This window comes from Desulforhabdus sp. TSK, from assembly GCF_022836495.1.
Classification (GTDB): domain Bacteria; phylum Desulfobacterota; class Syntrophobacteria; order Syntrophobacterales; family Syntrophobacteraceae; genus Desulforhabdus.
In genome coordinates, this window is record NZ_BQXM01000017.1 from 43128 (window position 1) to 61211 (window position 18084).

Below are 18084 nucleotides of genomic sequence, written 5' to 3' on the forward strand. Positions count from 1 at the left end.
TCGGAGATGTCCGAGAAGAAGGTGGACAATTCATTATTTAAACATTGGAAAAGAGGAGCAGAACTGCGCGACCTCACTTTTCAGCGCCTTCAATTCGGCTTCATCCCTGACTGCTTTCAGGGCGCGGTGGATGAAGTCGGCAATCACGTCCATATGGGTTTCATCCATGCCGCGGGTGGTGGCTGCCGGCGTTCCGATGCGGATTCCACTCGTGACCTGGGGGGGCTGGGAATCGAAGGGGATGGCGTTTTTGTTGACGGTGATGCCTGCCCGATCCAGGGTCTCCTCGGCGACTTTCCCCGTCAGCCCGGTGGGGGAGAGGTCCACCAGGATAAGATGGTTGTCCGTCCCGCCCGATACAAGGCGGAAGCCGGATTCCGTCATCTTCTGAGCCAGCCGTGCGGCGTTGGCGACGACACGCTTTTGATAGCTGGTGAATTCCGGTTGAAGCGCTTCATGGAATGCCACCGCCTTGGCCGCGATGACGTGCATGAGGGGGCCGCCCTGTATGCCGGGAAAAATCTGGCTGTTGAGCTTTTTGCCAAATTCCTGGCGTGAGAGGATCATACCGCCCCTGGGACCCCGGAGGGTCTTGTGTGTTGTCGTGGTGACGAAATCCGCATGATCGATGGGGTTGGGATGCAGCCCCGCTCCCACCAGGCCGGCGATATGAGCCATATCCACCGTGAGATAAGCCCCTACGCCCCGTGCGATTTCCTGGAAGCGGGGAAAGTCGATGATCCTGGGATAAGCGCTCGCTCCCGCGATGATCATTTTGGGCCGGTGCTGTTCTGCCAGTTGAGCCAGTCGATCGTAGTCGATCTGTTCGGTGTCCTTGCGCACGCCGTAGGAGACGACCTTAAACAGCCGGCCCGAGAAGCTGACAGGACTGCCGTGTGTCAAATGCCCCCCCTGACTGAGATCCATGCCGAGGATGGTGTCGCCGGGCTCGAGGGCGGCAAAGTAGACGGCCATGTTGGCCTGCGAGCCGGAATGGGGCTGGACATTGGCGTATTCTGCAGCGAAAAGCTTTTTTGCCCTCTCCTGCGCCAGCGTCTCGACGTGATCGACGAATTCGCAGCCGCCGTAATACCTTTTTCCGGGGTAGCCTTCAGCATATTTGTTGGTCAGAACGGAGCCCTGGGCCTCACGCACTGCGCTGCTGACGAAATTTTCCGATGCGATGAGCTCCAGTTTGTTCTTCTGACGATCTTCCTCTCGGGAAATCAATTGAGCAATTTCAGGATCGACGGCCATGAGCTGCGACATCCCCTTTACCTTTCTGAATGAATGAGCGTGTGATCCCTCTGCAGCCCTCTGCAGAGGCTGACCTTTCAATGCATATGTTTGTTCAGCGGTCTTCTTTGATGGATTCTGCCGCGAGCGAATCCATCAAATCGACGCGCCGCTGGTGACGACCGCCTTCGAAAGGCTCCTTGAGCCAGGTGTCCACCACTTCAAAGGCCAGGTCCTGACCGATAAAACGGCCTCCCAGGCACAAAATATTGCTGTCGTTGTGGCGGCGGCTCATCTTGGCGGCATAGGGCTCGGAAATCTGAATGGCGCGGACCCCCGAAACCCGGTTGGCCGTCATGCACATGCCGATCCCGCTTCCACAAATGAGAATGCCGCGGTCGGCCCTGCCGTCTGCAATGGCCCGGGCCACCTTCAGGGCGTACACGGGGTAGTCCACCGATTCCATACTGTGGGTCCCAACGTCCTCCACATCATAATTCTGACTTTTCAGATGGGGAACGACTTTTTCTTTCAGCTCATAGCCCCCGTGGTCACATCCCACAATGATCTTCATAAAACACACCTGCTCTTGATGCCGGTCGGAGTCTGTGCTCCTGCCGGGGTTTATTGCCCCGTCCACCTGCGGAAGACGAGGGTTCCATTGGTCCCGCCGAACCCGAAGGAATTGGATAGGGCAATGTCGATGACCGCTTCCCGGGGATGATTGGGGACATAGTCCAGGTCACAATCTGGATCGGGGTTCTCGTAATTGATGGTGGGGGGCATGACCTGCCGTTCCAGGGTGAGCGCCGTGAATGCGGCTTCGACTCCTCCGGCTGCTCCCAGGAGGTGCCCTGTCATGGACTTGGTGGAGCTGACTCCCAGCTTGTACGCATGATCCCCGAAGATTTTCTTGATGGCCTGAGTTTCGTACTTGTCGTTGAGGTCGGTGGAAGTCCCATGAGCATTGATATATTGTACCTGTTCGGGTTGGATGCCCGCATCGTCCAGTGCCGACTGCATGCAGCGCGCAGCGCCTTCCCCTTCGGGAGCGGGAGCGGCCATGTGGTGGGCGTCCCCGGACGCCCCGAAGCCGATGACTTCACCGTAGATCTTGGCGCCGCGCTCCAGGGCCATGCTCATTTCTTCCAGAATGAGGACTGCGGCGCCCTCACCCAGCACAAATCCATCGCGATCCCGTTCGAAGGGTCTCGAAGCCTTTTCCGGTTCATCGTTGCGGGTGGAAAGTGCCCGCATGGCGTTGAAGCCCGCCACACACAGAGGGGTCACCACCGATTCGACCCCGCCGGTCACCATGATATCCGCCATGCCATTGCGCACCATGTGGAATGCCTGTCCGACGGCATGCGTGCCGGCGGCGCAGGCCGTCTGGACGGCCAGGTTGGGACCTTTGGCGCCGTGATAAATGGAGATGAGGCCGGGGGCCATATTCCCGATGAGCATGGGGATGAAAAAGGGACTGACTTTCTTGGGGCCCGACTCCAGCAGAATCTTATGGTACTCTTCTATGGTGGTCAAACCACCCAGTCCGCAGCCCATGAACACCCCGGCGCGATGGGCGATTTCCGGGGCAATGGTCAGCTTGCCGTCGTCAAACGCCAAGCGCGACGCTCCGAGAGCCAGTCGCAGGAAGGGATCCATTTTACGGAGCTCTTTCTTGGGAATGAATTCCTCGGGATGATAGTTTTTGACCTCACCGGCGATGCGGGTGGTAAAATTGGTGGCGTCAAAGAGCGAAATGGGCGCAATTCCCGATTTCCCCGCCATGAGGCTGGCCCAGTTTTCTTCATTGCCTACCCCGATGGGAGAGACTAAGCCAACTCCTGTAATGACTACGCGACGCTGTGTATTGGGTACCATAGAATTCTCCCTGAGTGACTGAACGATGCCTGGCTGCCGAAGAGGGCTGCGCGTCGCGACTCGCGGTTCATGCCGTCGCGCCGTGGCGAAAAGCGTCCCAGGCTCAGCCCATGAACATGCCCCCGTTGACATGAATCACCTGGCCCGTGATGTAACCTGCGGCGTCGGAAGCGAGAAAATCCACTGCAGCGGCGACCTCTTCGGGCGCTCCGACGCGACCCGCCGGGATTTGAGTGAGGAGAAGCTCGCGTGCTTTTTCGGGCAGGCTGAGGGTCATGTCGGTTTCGATGTATCCCGGTGCCACGGCGTTGACGGTAATGTTCCTGGAAACGAGCTCACGGGCCAGGGATCGTGTCAGGCCGAGGATGCCGGCCTTGGCGGCGGAGTAGTTGCACTGTCCCGCGTTTCCCATGACTCCCACCACGGAAGTCACATTGATGATTCTGCCATAGCGCTGCCGCATCATGGTCTTGACCACGGCTTGCGAGCAGAGGAACGCCCCTTTGAGATTGGTATTGAGCACGACATCCCATTCATCGGGCTTCATGAGGGCCAACAGATTGTCGCGGGTGATTCCCGCATTGTTGACCAGGATGTCGACGCGTCCGTAGGCTTTGATGATTTCCTTGAAAGCTTCCTTCACACCCTCGGCATCGGCGATATCGAAGGGATGCAGATGGGGGACACCCCCCCTGGATGCCACTGCGGCCGCAGTCTCTTTCGCTGCCTGGGGGCTGGAATGGTAGTTCACGATGATATCCCGACCGGGAGCTGCCAGCGCCACAGCAATGGCACGCCCAATTCCCCGGCTGGCTCCCGTGACGACAGCCACGCGTTTTTCGCTCATGACTTGCTCCTGTTCCTCGACTCAAGGGGGTGTCGCACGCAGGGGATCGTTGCAGCGACCGACTTGTGCCTCCGGGTTCCTCAAAAAATGCCGCCCCCGTCGGAGCGGGGGCATGGGGGGCACGGCGGCACGGGAAAAAGCGATTCGTCCTTGCATTGCGGATGCAAGGCAGAGTTTTGCGCAGCGGGCAGCTCGTCAGGAGCTTTCGCCGCGCTCCTGCTTGATCTTGCGTATGAAAGCCGGCATGAATTCAAACAGATCGGCCACGACGCCGTAGGTTGCCACATCGAAAATGGGAGCCTGCGGGTCCTTGTTGACCGCCACGATGACTTTCGATCCCTGCATCCCCACGACATGCTGGATGGCCCCCGCGATGCCGACGGCCATATAGAGGGTCGGGGCCACGGTGCGCCCTGTCTGACCCACCTGGTGCGAAGGCGCGATCCAGCCTTCTTCCACCGCCCCGCGGGAAGCTCCCACCGCGCCCTTGATGAGCTGGGCCAGTTCTTCGATGATGGAGAAGTTTTCGGACTTGCGCAGACCTCGGCCGCCGGAAACGATGATGTCCGCTTCCGTCAGCTTTGCCGTCTGGTCCTGTTCGGGAATGACTTGGAGGACCTCGACGCGGCTCTTGAAGCACTCCTCGGGCAGAGCCATCCTTTCCACTCTGCCCTGGTGGTCCTTCATCTTCTCCGGTCTCATGACTTTGGGGCGCACGGTGGCCATCTGAGGGCGACGGTTGGGGCACACGATGGTGGCCATGATGTTTCCACCGAAAGCCGGACGCGTCTGGAGCATGAGGCCCTCCTCGCTGATGTCGAGCTCCGTGCAGTCGGCGGTGAGTCCCGTTTTCACGAGGGCAGCCACTCGGGGGATGAAGGACCTCCCCATGGAAGTGGCGCCAGCCAGAAGAATTTCCGGCTTCTTCTGCCGGATGAGCTCCACGACGGCCTTGGAATAGGCTTCATCCCTGAAATGGGCCAGTTCGGGGTGATCCACCACGTAGACGACATCTGCTCCGTAGGAGACGAGCTCTTCCTGGATGGACTGGTCGAGCCGATGCCCCAGGAGAACGGCGGACAGCTTCACGCCGCGCTTGTCGGCGAGCTTACGACCGGCACTCAGCAGTTCGTAGCTGACCTGGTGGATGGTGCCCTCCCGCCATTCGGCGAAAACCCAGACACCCTTGTAGGAGGCCAGATCTTCCGCCGGTCCCGTTCCGACTTCCGGGAGGGAGAGGGCCCCGAACTCACAGGTATCCACGCACATGCCACAAAGGGTGCATTCATCGGAAATTTCGATGAAGGTTTCCTTGAGGGAGATGGCACCGAAGGGGCAGACGTCCGTACAAACCCCGCACACCGTGCATTTCTGACGATCGACAATGGCTTTCATAGACCTGGCACCTTGGATTCTTTGAGATGACGGAAGAGTTGTTCCACCTGTTCCTCGATGGGGCCCTGGATCAAAACGCGGTCCGTCCGTCGGGGTGGGCTGAACACCCGGACGACCTGGGTGAAGGAGCCACTGAGGCCGACATTTTCGGGGGCCAATCCCAGGTCGGCGACTCCCCATACCGGGATGGTCGCCTTCTTGGCGCGCATTTTATGCCTGAGGGACGGCAGCCGGGGCTCTCCCACTTCCTTGATCACCGTCAGAAGGCAAGGGGTGGGCAATTTCCAGATTTCGACGCCTTCGTCCGTTTGACGGGAAATTTTTAATGCGCTGCCGTCGAGCACTTCGATCTTCTTGACAAAGGTCGCATAAGGCATGTCGAGAAACGTTGCCATTTCAGGGCCCACTTGAGCCGTATCTCCATCGACTGCCTGCTTGCCGCAGAGGACAACGTCTACGTCCCCCATTTTCCGAACCGCGGCTGCAAGGGTGGTGGAGGTGGCCCAGGTGTCGGATCCCGCGAACGCCCGGTCGCTCAACAGCACGGCATCGTCCACACCGCGGGAGAGGGCATCCCGGAGGGCCTCGTCCGCCTGGGGGGGGCCCATGGTCAAAACCGTGATGGTGGCCTGGGTTTCGTCCTTGATCTTCAGGGCCGCTTCCACGGCAAAAAGGTCAAACGGATTGATGATGCTTTCAACGCCCTGACGGACCAGGGTATGGGTGTCAGGGTCTATCCGCACGTTCTTCGTATCTGGAACCTGCTTGATGCATACAGCAATATGCATGGATCTTTCCTTTTAAAAGAAAGTTTCTTTCAATCGGCTGTATTCCTTATTCAATTCCTGGCCAATGATATTGCGCTGGATCTCATTGGTTCCTTCATAGATCTGCAGGATCTTGGCGTCCCGCATCATTTTTTCCACGGGATAATCCTGCATGTACCCGTAGCCGCCGAGGACCTGCACCGCTTCGGTGGCAACCTCCATGGCCGTGTCCCCTGCGAAAACCTTGCACATGGCCGCAACTTTGCTTGCATCGGGAGCGTCATTGGCATCCATGTGGCGGGCGATGCAATAAATCAGAGCGCGGGAGGCTTCCGTCTTGGTGGCCATGTTGGCCAGCTTGTGCTGGATGGCCTGAAAGGAGATGATGGGCTTTCCGAACTGAACTCGCTTGCGAGCGTACTCCACGGAAATGTCCAGAGCGCCCTGAGCCAGGCCCACCCCGAGTGCCCCAATGCCGGGCCGGGACTTATCGAAGGTTTTCATGGCGACGATGAACCCCATGCCTTCTTTGGCGATGAGGCGGTCTTTGCGGACGCGGCAATCCTGGAACACCAGTTCACGAGTTGCCGAAGCCCGGATGCCGAGCTTCTTTTCCTTTTTGCCAAAGGAAAAGCCGGGGTCTCCTTTTTCAACAATAAAAAAGCTCGCGCCTCGAGGCCCTTTGGAGCGGTCCGTGATGGCCAGAACGGAATAGATTTCGGCCTCGCCGCCATTGGTGATCCACTGCTTGGTTCCGTTCAGGATGTAGTAATCGCCGTCGCGGACCGCCGTCGTCTGGATGCCCGAAACATCGCTGCCGGCTCCGGATTCCGTGACGCCGAAGGCTGCCAGGCGTTTTCCACTGGCGATATCGGGAAGATAGGCCTGCTTCTGGGCTTCATTGGCAAACAGCAGGATGGGATAGGCCCCCAGTCCGCTGGCGGCAAAAGTGGTGGCAATACCGATACAGCCCTGCGCCAGTTGTTCAATCGCCAGACAATTCTCCAGGATGCCGCCACCCATTCCGCCATAGGCTTCGGGGATGTAAAGTCCAAACAGATCCGACTGGGCCAGGACCTTCATGATTTCCCAGGGAAATGCTTCGCTTTCATCCAGTTCGGCGCGTACGGGTCGAATTTTCTCTTTGGTGATCTGCGCAGCCAGTTCTTGGATCATCTGCTGTTCTTCGGTTAGAAAATAATCCACTTTAGGTTTCTCCTTGTTCCAACGCTTGCCCGTGCATTCTTTATGTGCAATTTTCTTGACGCGTCTGTATGAATTTTAGAGCGATATTGATGCGCTCATGGTGCTTTATATATTGAAGTGTCCGTTGCATGCCGACGGGGAGACAATAAACCGCAATGGCAGCCTGCGGAAGCTTTGGTCACGCATCCTGTCGTGCATCGCCCTGCCGTGTCATTGCTGAAAGGTGGAGATCCCACGTCGTTTTCAATTGCGTTCCCATGGTGTGTTTGGATAGTTTGAATGTTTCCCCGAGGTAACCTGTGGGAGTTTCAGAAAGGTCTTTGTGGGTACGCACCATCGTCGGCAAAACACCTCCGGCACTGGATCCTTCGCTATGACAAAAATCTTGCGCCCATTTCCATTCGCAATCGCATAGAGCCGGGCCGCCCCGGCTCAGCTCCCTCATTCAAAACCCCGGTCCACGGCGTATCCGGAAGGTCCACGGCAGATGCGGCGACATCCTCCCTGACACAAGTGCGGAGGAGCGCCGCATCCTTTTTCCAGGATCTGAGCAAGCTCTCGCTATTCTTCTTCGAATTCGAGAACGAGGCGATCGTGATAATAGCCGCAGCCGGGGCAAACGCGGTGGGGCAAACGCAGCTCATTGCACTGAGGGCAGTGGGACAGAGAAGGAACGGACAGTGCTCTATGAGCATTTCGCTTGTCGCGCCTGGCTTTGGATGTTTTTCGCTTGGGAACCCCCATCTTTCATTCTCCTTGACTTGTCGTTTTTAAAGACTTTCTTGATAGTGCATTCCAATCATCTGAATCCCGCCGAAGGAGGGAAACCGATTGTTCAGCCGAGCTCCATGCCGGTCGTGCCGCTCCCTCCGCACTCGAAAAACCTCACTGGGGCAGCCGCTCTTTGAGCTCAGCCAGCCTGGCGAAGGGGTTGCCTTTGGCATCCGCGTTGCACCGGCACAATTCTTCGTTGAGGTTGGCTCCACAACCGGGGCAGATGCCTTTGCAGCTTTCCGAGCACAGGACCTTGAAGGGTAGAGCGAGGAAAATCTGTTCTGCGATGAGGTCGTCGATTTGGATGACCTCGCCGTCAAAGAACTCAAAATCCAGCTCTTCGGCCTCCAGTTCCAATTCTTCGTCCCCGGGTGCCTCCGCCTCGTTGAAGAGACTGATGTCCACGGGTTCTTCCAGGGTCCAGAGGCACGGAGCCAGGCAACGGTGGCAGTTGATCTGGAGAACCCCCTGAAGCATGCCCTGGATACGAATGTGGTCGGCCAGCTTGTTGATTTCCAGATCCACATTCAATGGACGGGGCAGCGAGAGCTCGAAAGGATCATCCGGGGGGAGGAACCGGCTCAATTCGCCCTGATTCCAGTGCAAATGGAGAACCCGGCCTGATTCCGGAATTTCGTCGACCCGTATCCGCATAACTTTCCTCTGTTTCTTTGGCGTAAATTTGTAAATTGCTAAGTATAAAGATCTCGAATAGGCTGTCAAGGGATTTTAAATAAACAGACGGAAGTGAAGGGGCATGGTGTCAGATTTTCCTCGCCAGGTCCCGGATGAGCTCGTCGGCTACCTGGGAGAAGATCTTTTTATAAGCCGACAAGGTCATTCCCTCGTTGATAATGGAAATGCTCTTTCGGGTTTCGGCCGTTGCCACGATGCGGCTTCCCTCCTTTATAGTGCACTTGACGGCCAGGACGGTTTTGCCCCACATGGGAAGCGTGTAGCGCAGGAGGATATTTCCCTTCTGGTACTCCGTAATGTGTGCTTCCAGGTGCAGCGCAGGGGTGGCCGTATTGCCCATCCACAGCATGCCCTGCTTTTTTAAGGATTCATTGAGGGCGGTCCACAGCATGCCGATGGCATCTACATCGAAGATTTCCTTCGTGTCGTTGGATACGTCCACGACGCGGACCTGGACGGTTTTGGGAACAACCGTGCCCATCTCGTCCTCAGTCTGTGTCCGCGTGGCGCCGCACCCATGAAGGGTGAAAATCAACAGGCACACTGCAACCAGGCTATTCCAGTTTTTCATGGGTCGCTTTCCTCTCTGTGGGACAGAGCATGTCCATCCTGTTCCGAAAAAGCGCTTTTGATCGCGTCGGGGTTGAAGAGGTGATCCCCACTGGCAGAGGCGCTTTTCCCCTCACGCGCGGTTGCGATATACTGCCAGAGGTGCGGCCATTGAGCAAGATTTCTATGGGGGCATGCCTAGAAAATTATCTTTCGTTGAATCCCCGTGCCTCATTGCCCAAAGGGCAATGGGTTGACTGTGCTCCTTGAGTTTGGGGGGTGAGTGTGTTAAGGGTGTATTCTCTCAAGCGAGGGGGCAAGCTTTTCAAGGCCGCTCATCTTGTGGCGAATGACTCATATTGCGTACCCGTGGCCTTCGCTCCCTGAGGGGACCAAAGTGCCGGGAAAAGAAGGAGCACATGGTTCATGGAAACGGTCATTACACGATTTCCCCCCAGCCCTACGGGCTCTCTCCATATCGGCGGCGCCAGGACGGCGCTCTTCAACTGGCTTTTCGCACGCCACCATGGCGGCAAGTTCGTGCTGCGCATTGAAGACACGGATGTGGCACGCTCCACGGAAGAATCCACCAGAGGGATTTTCGATGGGATGGAATGGCTGGGGCTGGAGTGGGACGAGGGGCCTTACTATCAGACGCAGCGGTTGGATATCTATAAAGAATATCTCCAAAAGCTCCTGGATATGGGACACGCTTACTACTGCGACTGTAGTCCCGACGAACTGGACGCACGCCGCAAGGAAGCCATGGCGGAAGGGCGCAAGCCCAAGTACGATGGGCGATGCAGGGATCGGGGTCTGGGACCCGGCCCCAACCGGGTGATCCGTTTTCGCTGTCCTGACAGCGGGACGACGGTTTTGAACGATCTCATCAAAGGACCCATCTTCTTTGACAACGCCGAGCTCGATGACCTGGTTCTTCAGCGCAGCGACGGCATTCCCACCTACAATTTCGTCGTGGTCATCGATGACGTCACCATGAATATCACCCACGTGATTCGTGGAGACGATCATGTCAACAACACCCCCCGGCAGATCCTCATTTACCAGGCGCTGGGTGCTCCACTCCCCCAGTTCGGCCATGTCCCCATGATTTTGGGACAGGACAAGGCGAAGTTGTCCAAGCGCCATGGGGCCACGTCCGTCATGGCGTATAAGGCTATGGGATTTCTTCCCGAGGCCCTTGTCAATGGACTGGTTCGCCTGGGGTGGGCCCACGGGGACCAGGAGATCTTCAGCCGCGAAGAGCTCATCCAATATTTCAGCCTTGAAAATATTGGTAAATCCCCCAGTGTGTTCAACCTGGAAAAACTGCTGTGGCTCAATGCCCATTACATCAAGGAATCGGAGCCGCATACCCTCGTGCCGCTCTTGAAGCCTTTTCTGGAAAAGAGGGGATATCCCGCGAAACCGGATGGCTATGTCGGAGAAGCGGTTCGCACCCTGCAGACCCGGGTGCACACCCTGGAAGAGATGGCTGACGGCATGAAATTCTTCCTCGTTGACGACGTGGAGTACGATCCTGCCGCCGCAAAAAAATTCCTGACTCCGACCATGCAGGAGGCTTTTGACAGGCTCATACCGGTTTTTGAATCCATGGAGGTTTTCAACGAGGAGAACCTGGAGAAGGCTTTCCATCAGATTGTCGTGACTGAAATGGGGCTCAAACTGGGTAAGGTCGCTCAGCCCGTGCGAGTGGCCTTGACGGGGGGAACGGTGAGTCCCGGCCTCTTTGAAATCATCGGTGTTCTGGGAAAAGAGACGGTTCTGAAACGCCTGAAGCGCGCCCTGGAGCACATGAAAAGTCAGTAAACTGCAGTGACGAACAGTGGTCGGTGTGACCTGATGCTACCGTTGCTGACTTGACGTCACCCCGGTGGAAACCGGAGTCCAAGGCGTTTATGTTTTTATGGATTCCGGCTTTTGCCGGAATGACGACAATGGGTCAATGCAGCAATATGGCGCTCGAACATCGGCCATTTTCCAGAGGTGCGGACATGGTGACGCACAAAGACAGGAATTGGCTTTCGGCTAAGCTCCGTGACATGCCCCTGCGGTATCGTTTGAGCATTCCCTTCTTCCTTCTCGCCTTTCTCGGCACTTTTTCCCTGGATTTACTGGCGCTCCTCAGCGGCAAGGAGATCATCCAGCAGGAAGAGCAGGAAAGGCTGAACGGGTACAACCGCGCCCTCCTTTACAACATGGAATCCCAGGGAAAGTGGGCTGTCAGCCTGGCGTCGAGCTTCGGCCGCAATCCCGAAGTAGCCGCCGCCATGGCGGCCAAAGATCGCCTGCGGCTGATCGACCTCTGCTATCCCGCCTACATCTTCATGAAAGAACGCTACGGCATCAGCCAGTTCAATTTCCATACGTTGCCACCCAGGAATTTTCTGCGTCTCCAAAGGCTCTATGAATTTGGAGACACGCTGAACTACCGTCAGACGATTTTCGATGCCGTTTCCAAGGGCACGGAAACCTTCGGTCTGGAAACCGGCCTCACCGGGCATGGCATTCGAGGGGTAGCTCCCATTTACCATCAGGGACAGATGGTGGGAACCGTCGAAATCGGCTTCAATTTCGGCTCTTTTTTCCTGGAGAAGCTGAAAGACCAGTTCGGCGTCCAGGCTTCCTTCCTTTATCCCAATGACGAGGGGACCGGCTTCTACAGCTTTGCCACCACCTTCCCCGAAAATTTCGAGCGGGTGGATCCCGTGTATGCCGAAGTATTCAAAGATAGATCGCCCCGGTTCCTCAGCCGTGAGATCTCGGGGATCCCCTACGCCCTGTTGCTCGCCACCGTCCAGGATTACAAGGGCAAAACCATCGCATTGGTGGAATTTTGTGTGGATCGGACTCAGACCCTGAAGGTCATGGACTACTACCGCAATCTCATGCTGGGAGTGGGAATCCTGGGGATGGTCCTCTCGGTGGGTGCCATTTACCTCTTGAGCGCCTATTTCACGAGACCGATCGGCGAGATGGTGACTTTTGCCCGGGATATCGCTCAAGGGCAATTTGTGCGTTCTCTGAAGGTCTCCCCATCGGGCGAGCTGCGGGTGCTGGCCAATGCCCTCGAAGAAATGCTCGTCTCCCTGAAGCTTTCCCAGGCAAAGATCCAGGACTATACCGACAATCTGGAAAAGATGGTCCACCTGCGGACCCGTGCTCTGCGGGAGTCCGAGGAGAAATACCGGACCCTCGTGGAGAATGTGCCGTTGGCCGTGTATCGGCTCCTGGGGAATGGGAAGACTATTTTTATCAATCATTTCATTGAAGAAATCATGGGGATCTCGGCCAGGACGGTTCTCGACTCCCCCCACTTTTGGAAAGAAAAGGTCTGGGAAGAAGACCGCCCCCGAGTCTGGGCGGCCATGGACCGTTGCCTGCAGGAAGGTCAGGAGTTCAAGGCCGAATACCGCATCACCCACACCAACGGGAAGCTCATTTATGTGCTGGATCACGCCCTGCCGGTGTTTGATGAAAAGGGAAATGTGGAGACAGTGGATGGCTACCTGGTCAATGTGACCGACAGGTATTGCCTTCAGAAGCAGATCATTCAGACGGAAGAATTGAAGACGCTCAGCGAGGTTTCTGCGCGGCTGGCCCATGAAATCCGTAACCCCCTGGTGGCTGCGGGAGGGTTTGCACGCCGTCTGCTGCACACGCTTCCCGAGGAGGATCCCCATCGGGCGAAGGTGCGCATCATTGTTCAGGAGGTGGCCCGACTGGAGAAGATTCTCGAAAAAACGCTGGCTTACCTCAAGCCATTCGAAATCATCTCAGAGCGATTCCCCCTCAACGATCTCCTGATGCAGATTTTCGAAGAGCAAAAGTCCTATTTCGAGGAGCATTCCGTGGTTTTTGAGCTGGCCCTGGCCAGTGATCTTCGCCCCATTTCACTGGATCCTGTTCTCTTCAAAACCGCCCTGGAAAATGTATTGAAGGCCCTCCTGAACGTCTGCAAACCGGAAAGCACTCTGCAGGTGCGCACTGCGCCCGGAGACAACAACGTCCACCTGGAAATGATCCTTCAGGGGGTCCAGGTGTCCGAAGACGATGTCGATCATTTCTTCTATCCTTTTACGAGCCAGTCGGAACGGTCCAAGACCCTGGACCTGCCCATGGCCAAAATGATCATCCACAAGCACCAGGGGCTCATCCGACTGCGCCGCAAGGATGCGGACAAGCTCATCCTGAGCATCACGCTGCCCCAGTAGACGGCCGGGAAGGTAGCCCTCGTCGGGTCGTGAATCTTCATGGATCTGCAGCGATGGTGCCTGCATCTGGATGGCTCAAGAAGGCCCGGTCATGAAGGCCTAATGGAGGGAGCTTCGTTGGTCCAGCTTATACCAGAGCAGGAGTGAAGCATCTTTGACGGCTTCGAGGACTTCCCGGATGGAGCGGGCAAGTGCCTCGGGGTTGCTCCCTTTGGTCAGCTGCCAGTCATTCAGCTTCATTCCGTAGTGATCGGCCACACCTTCTATCACTTTCAAGCCGTGCTCGTCGCGGGTGAGATCGATCCCCTGGGAAAAAAGGAAGTTGAAGAGCTCCCCTCCGTCGGTGACGAGAAAGAGATCGTCCCTGCCACCGACTGTTCTGACAAAAATTTCGATGCGTTCGTGGTTGGGCCATTGCCAGTCCGTGGCAATGAGATAGCCATTCCCCGTGGGAGTGATATCCCAGTGCTCGATCAGTTCCTCACTCAGTTCTTTTTCAAGTGTTTTCGAGTCCATTGCTTCCTCATATGCGTCAAGATCGGCTTCGTGCCCATGCTGGTGGGTGGGCGTAGGGCGGGCTCTTTCTTTTGTATAGATGTCGAAGAGTGCATAAACAAGCCCGGCCTGCACACAGGTTTTACTGTGGCGAGGTCGGGCCTGGGGATGACTGCGGAGCAAATCGTAGAACGCTCGACGGTGGCAGCGTCCGATGAAATTTAGCGTGCTTTTTTGAAAGTGGTCACTTGACCTCGGGAATCGGTGAGGGTCATGGTGTTCTGGGCGATGGAAACCTTGAGCTCCACGGCTCCCAGGCTTCCCACGTTGATTTGCAGCAGTTTTCCATCCACCAGCTTGTAGGTCGTGTTGATGGAAATGGGGCCGTCTGTGAGGGCCACTGTCCCCTTGCCTGTAAACTCGAGCATTTCGGTCCCGTCAACTTTCTGCCACTTCCCCATCAGATCCCAGTTGGGTTTGAGCGAACACGATGCAAGCAAGAGTGCAAAACAAAGGACCACACATAAACGCACTGCTTTCATGATTTCCCTCCATCCTTCTGTTCTTGTTTGAAACACTCCCTCGACTCGGTAAGGATCCTAACGATCCGTGCACGCATAATTGACAACCATTCCAAGACTTTTACTCTGTTTGGTCGAATCTGTCCATTGTCAAATCTGAAATTCTTTTTGGCTAAAGTTGGATTTCATGGTCGTGAAGTGATAACAATGGGTTCATCTACTGGCACTTCACCACCCTGAAATCCAGCTTTAGCCATGCGGAAATATGCGATACCTGCACAATGCACGAGTTCCTGCTTCCGAACTTGAATTGCATGATCAAATCACCGAAGCCTCGACTTGAGAGTTTACGTATCTCCATGAATCAGATATCTTAAAGGATTGCATTTCCAGGATCACTTAAACGTTTACCGAGATGAAAAGTAAAACAATATGGAACAGGTAAGGAACTTCAGCATCATCGCCCACATCGACCATGGGAAATCGACCCTGGCGGATCGGCTCATCCAGCATGCGGGGATGGTGAGCGCGCGGGAATTCCGCGACCAGCTTCTGGATACGATGGACATTGAACGCGAGCGGGGCATCACCATCAAGAGCCAGACCATCTCTCTGCCCTACAAGAGTAAAAGCGGGCAGGTTTATGAGCTGAACCTGATCGATACTCCCGGGCACGTGGATTTCTCCTACGAGGTCTCCCGGGCATTGGCCTCCTGCGAAGGGGTGCTCCTCCTGGTGGATGCCTCCCAGGGGGTGGAAGCCCAGACGCTCGCCAATCTCTATGCCGCCATGGAGCACGACCTCACCATCATTCCCGTCATCAATAAAATCGATCTGCCTTCGGCCGATATCGACATGGCAAAGGAGCAGATCGAAACGGAACTGGGGCTCGATTCGGACCAGGCGGTCCTCTGCTCGGCCAAGGAGGGGCTCGGCATCGAGGATATTTTTGAGGCCGTCGTGAATCGCATCCCGCCGCCGTCGGGCAGCGCGGAAAAACCCCTGTCCGCCCTCATCTTCGATGCCCATTACGATTCATTCCGGGGGATCATCGCCAGTTGCCGTGTTTTCGACGGCCGGGTCCGGCAGGGGGATGTCATCCGGTTCATGTCCAACGGTTCGACCTACCGGGTGGAGGAAGTGGGGGTGTTTCGCCTGACCCGGGAAGCCCGGAGCGAGCTCAGGGCAGGGGAGGTGGGCTACATCATTTCGGGTGTGAAGACCCTCAGCGACACGCGCGTGGGGGATACCGTCACCCTGGACAAGAATCCCATTGCAGCGCCACTCCCCGGCTTCAGGGATGTGAAGCCGGTGGTCTTTTCATCCATCTACCCCATTTCCTCCGATGACTATCCCTCCCTCGTGGACGCGCTTGAAAAATACAAGCTGAACGATGCCGCCCTCATTTATGAAAAGGATTCGTCGGTGGCCCTGGGCCAGGGATTCCGCTGCGGCTTCCTGGGACTGCTCCACCTGGAAATCGTCCAGGAACGACTGGAGCGGGAATTCGATCAGTCCATCATCATGACGGTTCCCAGTGTGCAGTATCGGTTCACGCTGAACGACGACAGCGTCGTCGTGGTGGACAACCCGCAATATTACCCCGATCCCCTGAAGATCAAGAAGTCGGAGGAGCCCTACATCAAGGCGAGCGTTATGATTCCCGAGCGATACATGGGGGCCGTGATGAAGCTTGCCATGGAAAAGCGCGGGACGAATCCCCGGTTCAATTATCCCTCCCCCGGCCGCATCGAGGTCATCATGGACATGCCCCTTTCGGAGGTCGTTTTTGACTTTTATGACAAGCTCAAAACCATCACCCAGGGGTACGGGTCCTTCGACTATGAAATGATCGAGTACCGACAGGGTGAACTGGTCAAGCTGGATATCCTGGTAAACGGTGAAAAGGTCGATGCGCTTTCCATGATTGTGCACAAGGAACGAGTGCGCGAGTGGGGAGTCCAGGTGTGCGACCGGCTCAAGGAGGAAATTCCCAAGCACCAGTTCAAGATCGCCATCCAGGGGGCCGTGGGGGGGAAGATCATTTCCCGTTCCACCATTACGCCTTTCCGCAAGGATGTCACCGCCAAATGCTACGGCGGTGACATCAGCCGGAAGCGCAAGCTGCTGGAAAAACAGAAAGCCGGCAAGAAACGCATGAAGATGGTGGGGGCCGTCATGATTCCTCAGAGTGCCTTTGTGGCCGTGCTGAAGACCAACGATGAATGATACTCCGAGGCCCGGCCTGTATGTCCATGTTCCCTTTTGCAGGTCCAAGTGCCCTTACTGCGATTTCTACTCCGTGACTACTCTGGAGCAGATCCACTCCTGGGTGGGAGCCCTGGAGAGAGAAGCCCGGCACTACAGCCCTCGGTTTGCCGTCTTCGACACCCTCTATTTGGGAGGCGGCACCCCGAGCCTCCTCAGCCATGAGGAACTGTCGGCCGTCATGGAGACTCTGGACAGCCATTTCACTTTTGCAGACGATACGGAAATCACCCTGGAAGTCAACCCCGACGACGTGACCCCGTCAAAGCTCTCCTTCTACAGGGAGTTGGGGATCAACCGCCTCAGCCTGGGGGTTCAGTCGTTCCACGAAGACGAAGTCCGTTTTCTGGGAAGGCGGCATACAGGCGCGCGCGCGGAGCAGGCCCTGGATCTCATACGGTCGGCAGGATTCGAAAATGTGGGAATCGATCTCATGTATGCGTTTCAGGGACAGAGCGCAGCCCGCTGGATAGAAAACCTGGAACGGGCGCTTCGGTTCCAGCCCGAGCACCTTTCCTGTTACCAGATGACCCTGGCCGATGGGACCCCTTTTGGAAAACTTCATGCCGAGGGGCGTCTGCACTCGCCGGGGGATGAGGCCGAGAGCCGTTTTTTCAGCCTCACGTCCCGATTCCTGAGGGATCGGGGCTACCTCCACTACGAGGTGTCCAATTTCGCCAGGAGTCCCCGCCACCTTTCCCGCCACAACGGCAAATACTGGAATCACACGCCCTACCTGGGCTTGGGCCCTGCAGCCCATTCTTTCCAGGATGGCGTACGATGGTGGAACGTGAGATCCGTCGCCGAATACCGCAGCAGGCTGGTGAGGGGCGAGATGCCGGTGGAGGAGCGGGAAGCCCTGACGCCTGAACAGATTGGACTGGAGACGCTCTTCCTGGGCTTTAGAACGCATGCAGGGATCGATGTGAATTTTTTTCGGGAGATGGAAGGAGCGGATGCTGTCCTTGCAGACCTGGAAAAATCCAATCGGGTCCGCCTGAGGGATGGGAGAGTGAGGCCGACTCCCGAGGGGCTCCTGGTGGCCGACAGGCTTCCCCTCCTCTTCTAACCCGTTGACAAAGTCCAAAACTTTCCTGCACAAGCCCTTTGAAAATCCCACCCGCGCCTTTGAGCGGGTGGGGCGTTGTCAACCAGCCGGGCTCTCTCGTTGTCATTCTCATGCATTGTGACTTTGTGTGGGGAGCCCGACCTGC

General features: G+C 56.6%; 16 protein-coding genes. 4 read left to right on the plus strand and 12 right to left on the minus strand.

Annotated elements, in window-relative coordinates:
- Positions 1-33: 33 nt before the first annotated feature.
- The 10 genes from glyA to MWC30_RS11675 form a co-directional block, all read right to left on the minus strand.
- Positions 34-1269, minus strand: a complete 1236-nt coding sequence (glyA, locus tag MWC30_RS11630; RefSeq protein WP_244084351.1) for a serine hydroxymethyltransferase — start codon at positions 1267-1269, stop codon at positions 34-36.
- A gap of 82 nt (positions 1270-1351) precedes the next feature.
- On the minus strand, positions 1352-1810 hold the full coding sequence (rpiB, locus tag MWC30_RS11635) for a ribose 5-phosphate isomerase B (protein ID WP_244084352.1): 459 nt from the start codon (positions 1808-1810) through the stop codon (positions 1352-1354).
- 50 nt (positions 1811-1860) lie between these two features.
- Positions 1861-3117 (minus strand): beta-ketoacyl-ACP synthase II, encoded by a 1257-nt coding sequence (gene fabF / locus MWC30_RS11640; RefSeq protein WP_244084353.1) that lies wholly within the window; start codon positions 3115-3117, stop codon positions 1861-1863.
- A 103-nt stretch (positions 3118-3220) separates the two neighbouring features.
- Positions 3221-3964: a 3-oxoacyl-[acyl-carrier-protein] reductase gene (gene fabG, locus MWC30_RS11645; protein WP_244084354.1), complete on the minus strand. Its 744-nt coding sequence runs from the start codon at positions 3962-3964 to the stop codon at positions 3221-3223.
- Between the two features lie 195 nt (positions 3965-4159).
- A complete protein-coding gene (locus MWC30_RS11650; protein WP_244084355.1) occupies positions 4160-5359 on the minus strand; it encodes an electron transfer flavoprotein subunit alpha in 1200 nt (399 codons plus the stop codon).
- A complete protein-coding gene (locus MWC30_RS11655) occupies positions 5356-6147 on the minus strand; it encodes an electron transfer flavoprotein subunit beta/FixA family protein (protein WP_244084356.1) in 792 nt (263 codons plus the stop codon). The genes MWC30_RS11650 and MWC30_RS11655 overlap by 4 nt, the downstream gene beginning before the upstream one ends.
- Positions 6148-6159: 12 nt before the next feature.
- Positions 6160-7332 carry an acyl-CoA dehydrogenase family protein gene (locus MWC30_RS11660; protein ID WP_244084357.1) on the minus strand — a complete coding sequence of 391 codons (1173 nt, stop codon included), beginning with the start codon at positions 7330-7332 and terminating at the stop codon, positions 6160-6162.
- A 561-nt stretch (positions 7333-7893) separates the two neighbouring features.
- Positions 7894-8076, minus strand: coding sequence for a 50S ribosomal protein L32 (gene rpmF, locus MWC30_RS11665; RefSeq protein ID WP_244084358.1), 183 nt, complete (start codon positions 8074-8076; stop codon positions 7894-7896).
- 141 nt (positions 8077-8217) lie between these two features.
- The gene (locus tag MWC30_RS11670) at positions 8218-8760 is read right to left on the minus strand and encodes a DUF177 domain-containing protein (protein WP_244084359.1); all 543 of its coding nucleotides are present in this window, start codon (positions 8758-8760) and stop codon (positions 8218-8220) included.
- A 109-nt stretch (positions 8761-8869) separates the two neighbouring features.
- Positions 8870-9373: a hypothetical protein gene (locus tag MWC30_RS11675; protein ID WP_244084360.1), complete on the minus strand. Its 504-nt coding sequence runs from the start codon at positions 9371-9373 to the stop codon at positions 8870-8872.
- A gap of 404 nt (positions 9374-9777) precedes the next feature.
- Between MWC30_RS11675 and gltX the strand changes: the two genes are divergently transcribed.
- A complete protein-coding gene (gene gltX / locus MWC30_RS11680) occupies positions 9778-11181 on the plus strand; it encodes a glutamate--tRNA ligase (protein ID WP_244084361.1) in 1404 nt (467 codons plus the stop codon).
- Positions 11182-11366: 185 nt separating this feature from the next.
- Positions 11367-13586: a cache domain-containing protein gene (locus tag MWC30_RS11685; RefSeq protein WP_244084362.1), complete on the plus strand. Its 2220-nt coding sequence runs from the start codon at positions 11367-11369 to the stop codon at positions 13584-13586.
- Positions 13587-13685: 99 nt separating this feature from the next.
- Here the strand turns inward: MWC30_RS11685 and MWC30_RS11690 are convergent, their stop codons facing one another.
- Positions 13686-14102 (minus strand): hypothetical protein, encoded by a 417-nt coding sequence (locus MWC30_RS11690; RefSeq protein ID WP_244084363.1) that lies wholly within the window; start codon positions 14100-14102, stop codon positions 13686-13688.
- A gap of 200 nt (positions 14103-14302) precedes the next feature.
- Positions 14303-14623: a DUF5640 domain-containing protein gene (locus tag MWC30_RS11695; protein WP_244084364.1), complete on the minus strand. Its 321-nt coding sequence runs from the start codon at positions 14621-14623 to the stop codon at positions 14303-14305.
- A gap of 411 nt (positions 14624-15034) precedes the next feature.
- Here MWC30_RS11695 and lepA point away from each other — a divergent pair, with 411 nt between their 5' ends.
- Both lepA and hemW read left to right on the plus strand, forming a co-directional pair.
- Entirely contained in the window at positions 15035-16831 is a 1797-nt protein-coding gene (gene lepA, locus MWC30_RS11700; RefSeq protein ID WP_244084365.1) for a translation elongation factor 4, read from the plus strand.
- The gene (gene hemW, locus MWC30_RS11705) at positions 16824-17939 is read left to right on the plus strand and encodes a radical SAM family heme chaperone HemW (RefSeq protein ID WP_244084366.1); all 1116 of its coding nucleotides are present in this window, start codon (positions 16824-16826) and stop codon (positions 17937-17939) included. Before lepA ends, hemW begins: the two co-directional genes overlap by 8 nt.
- Positions 17940-18084: the final 145 nt, after the last annotated feature.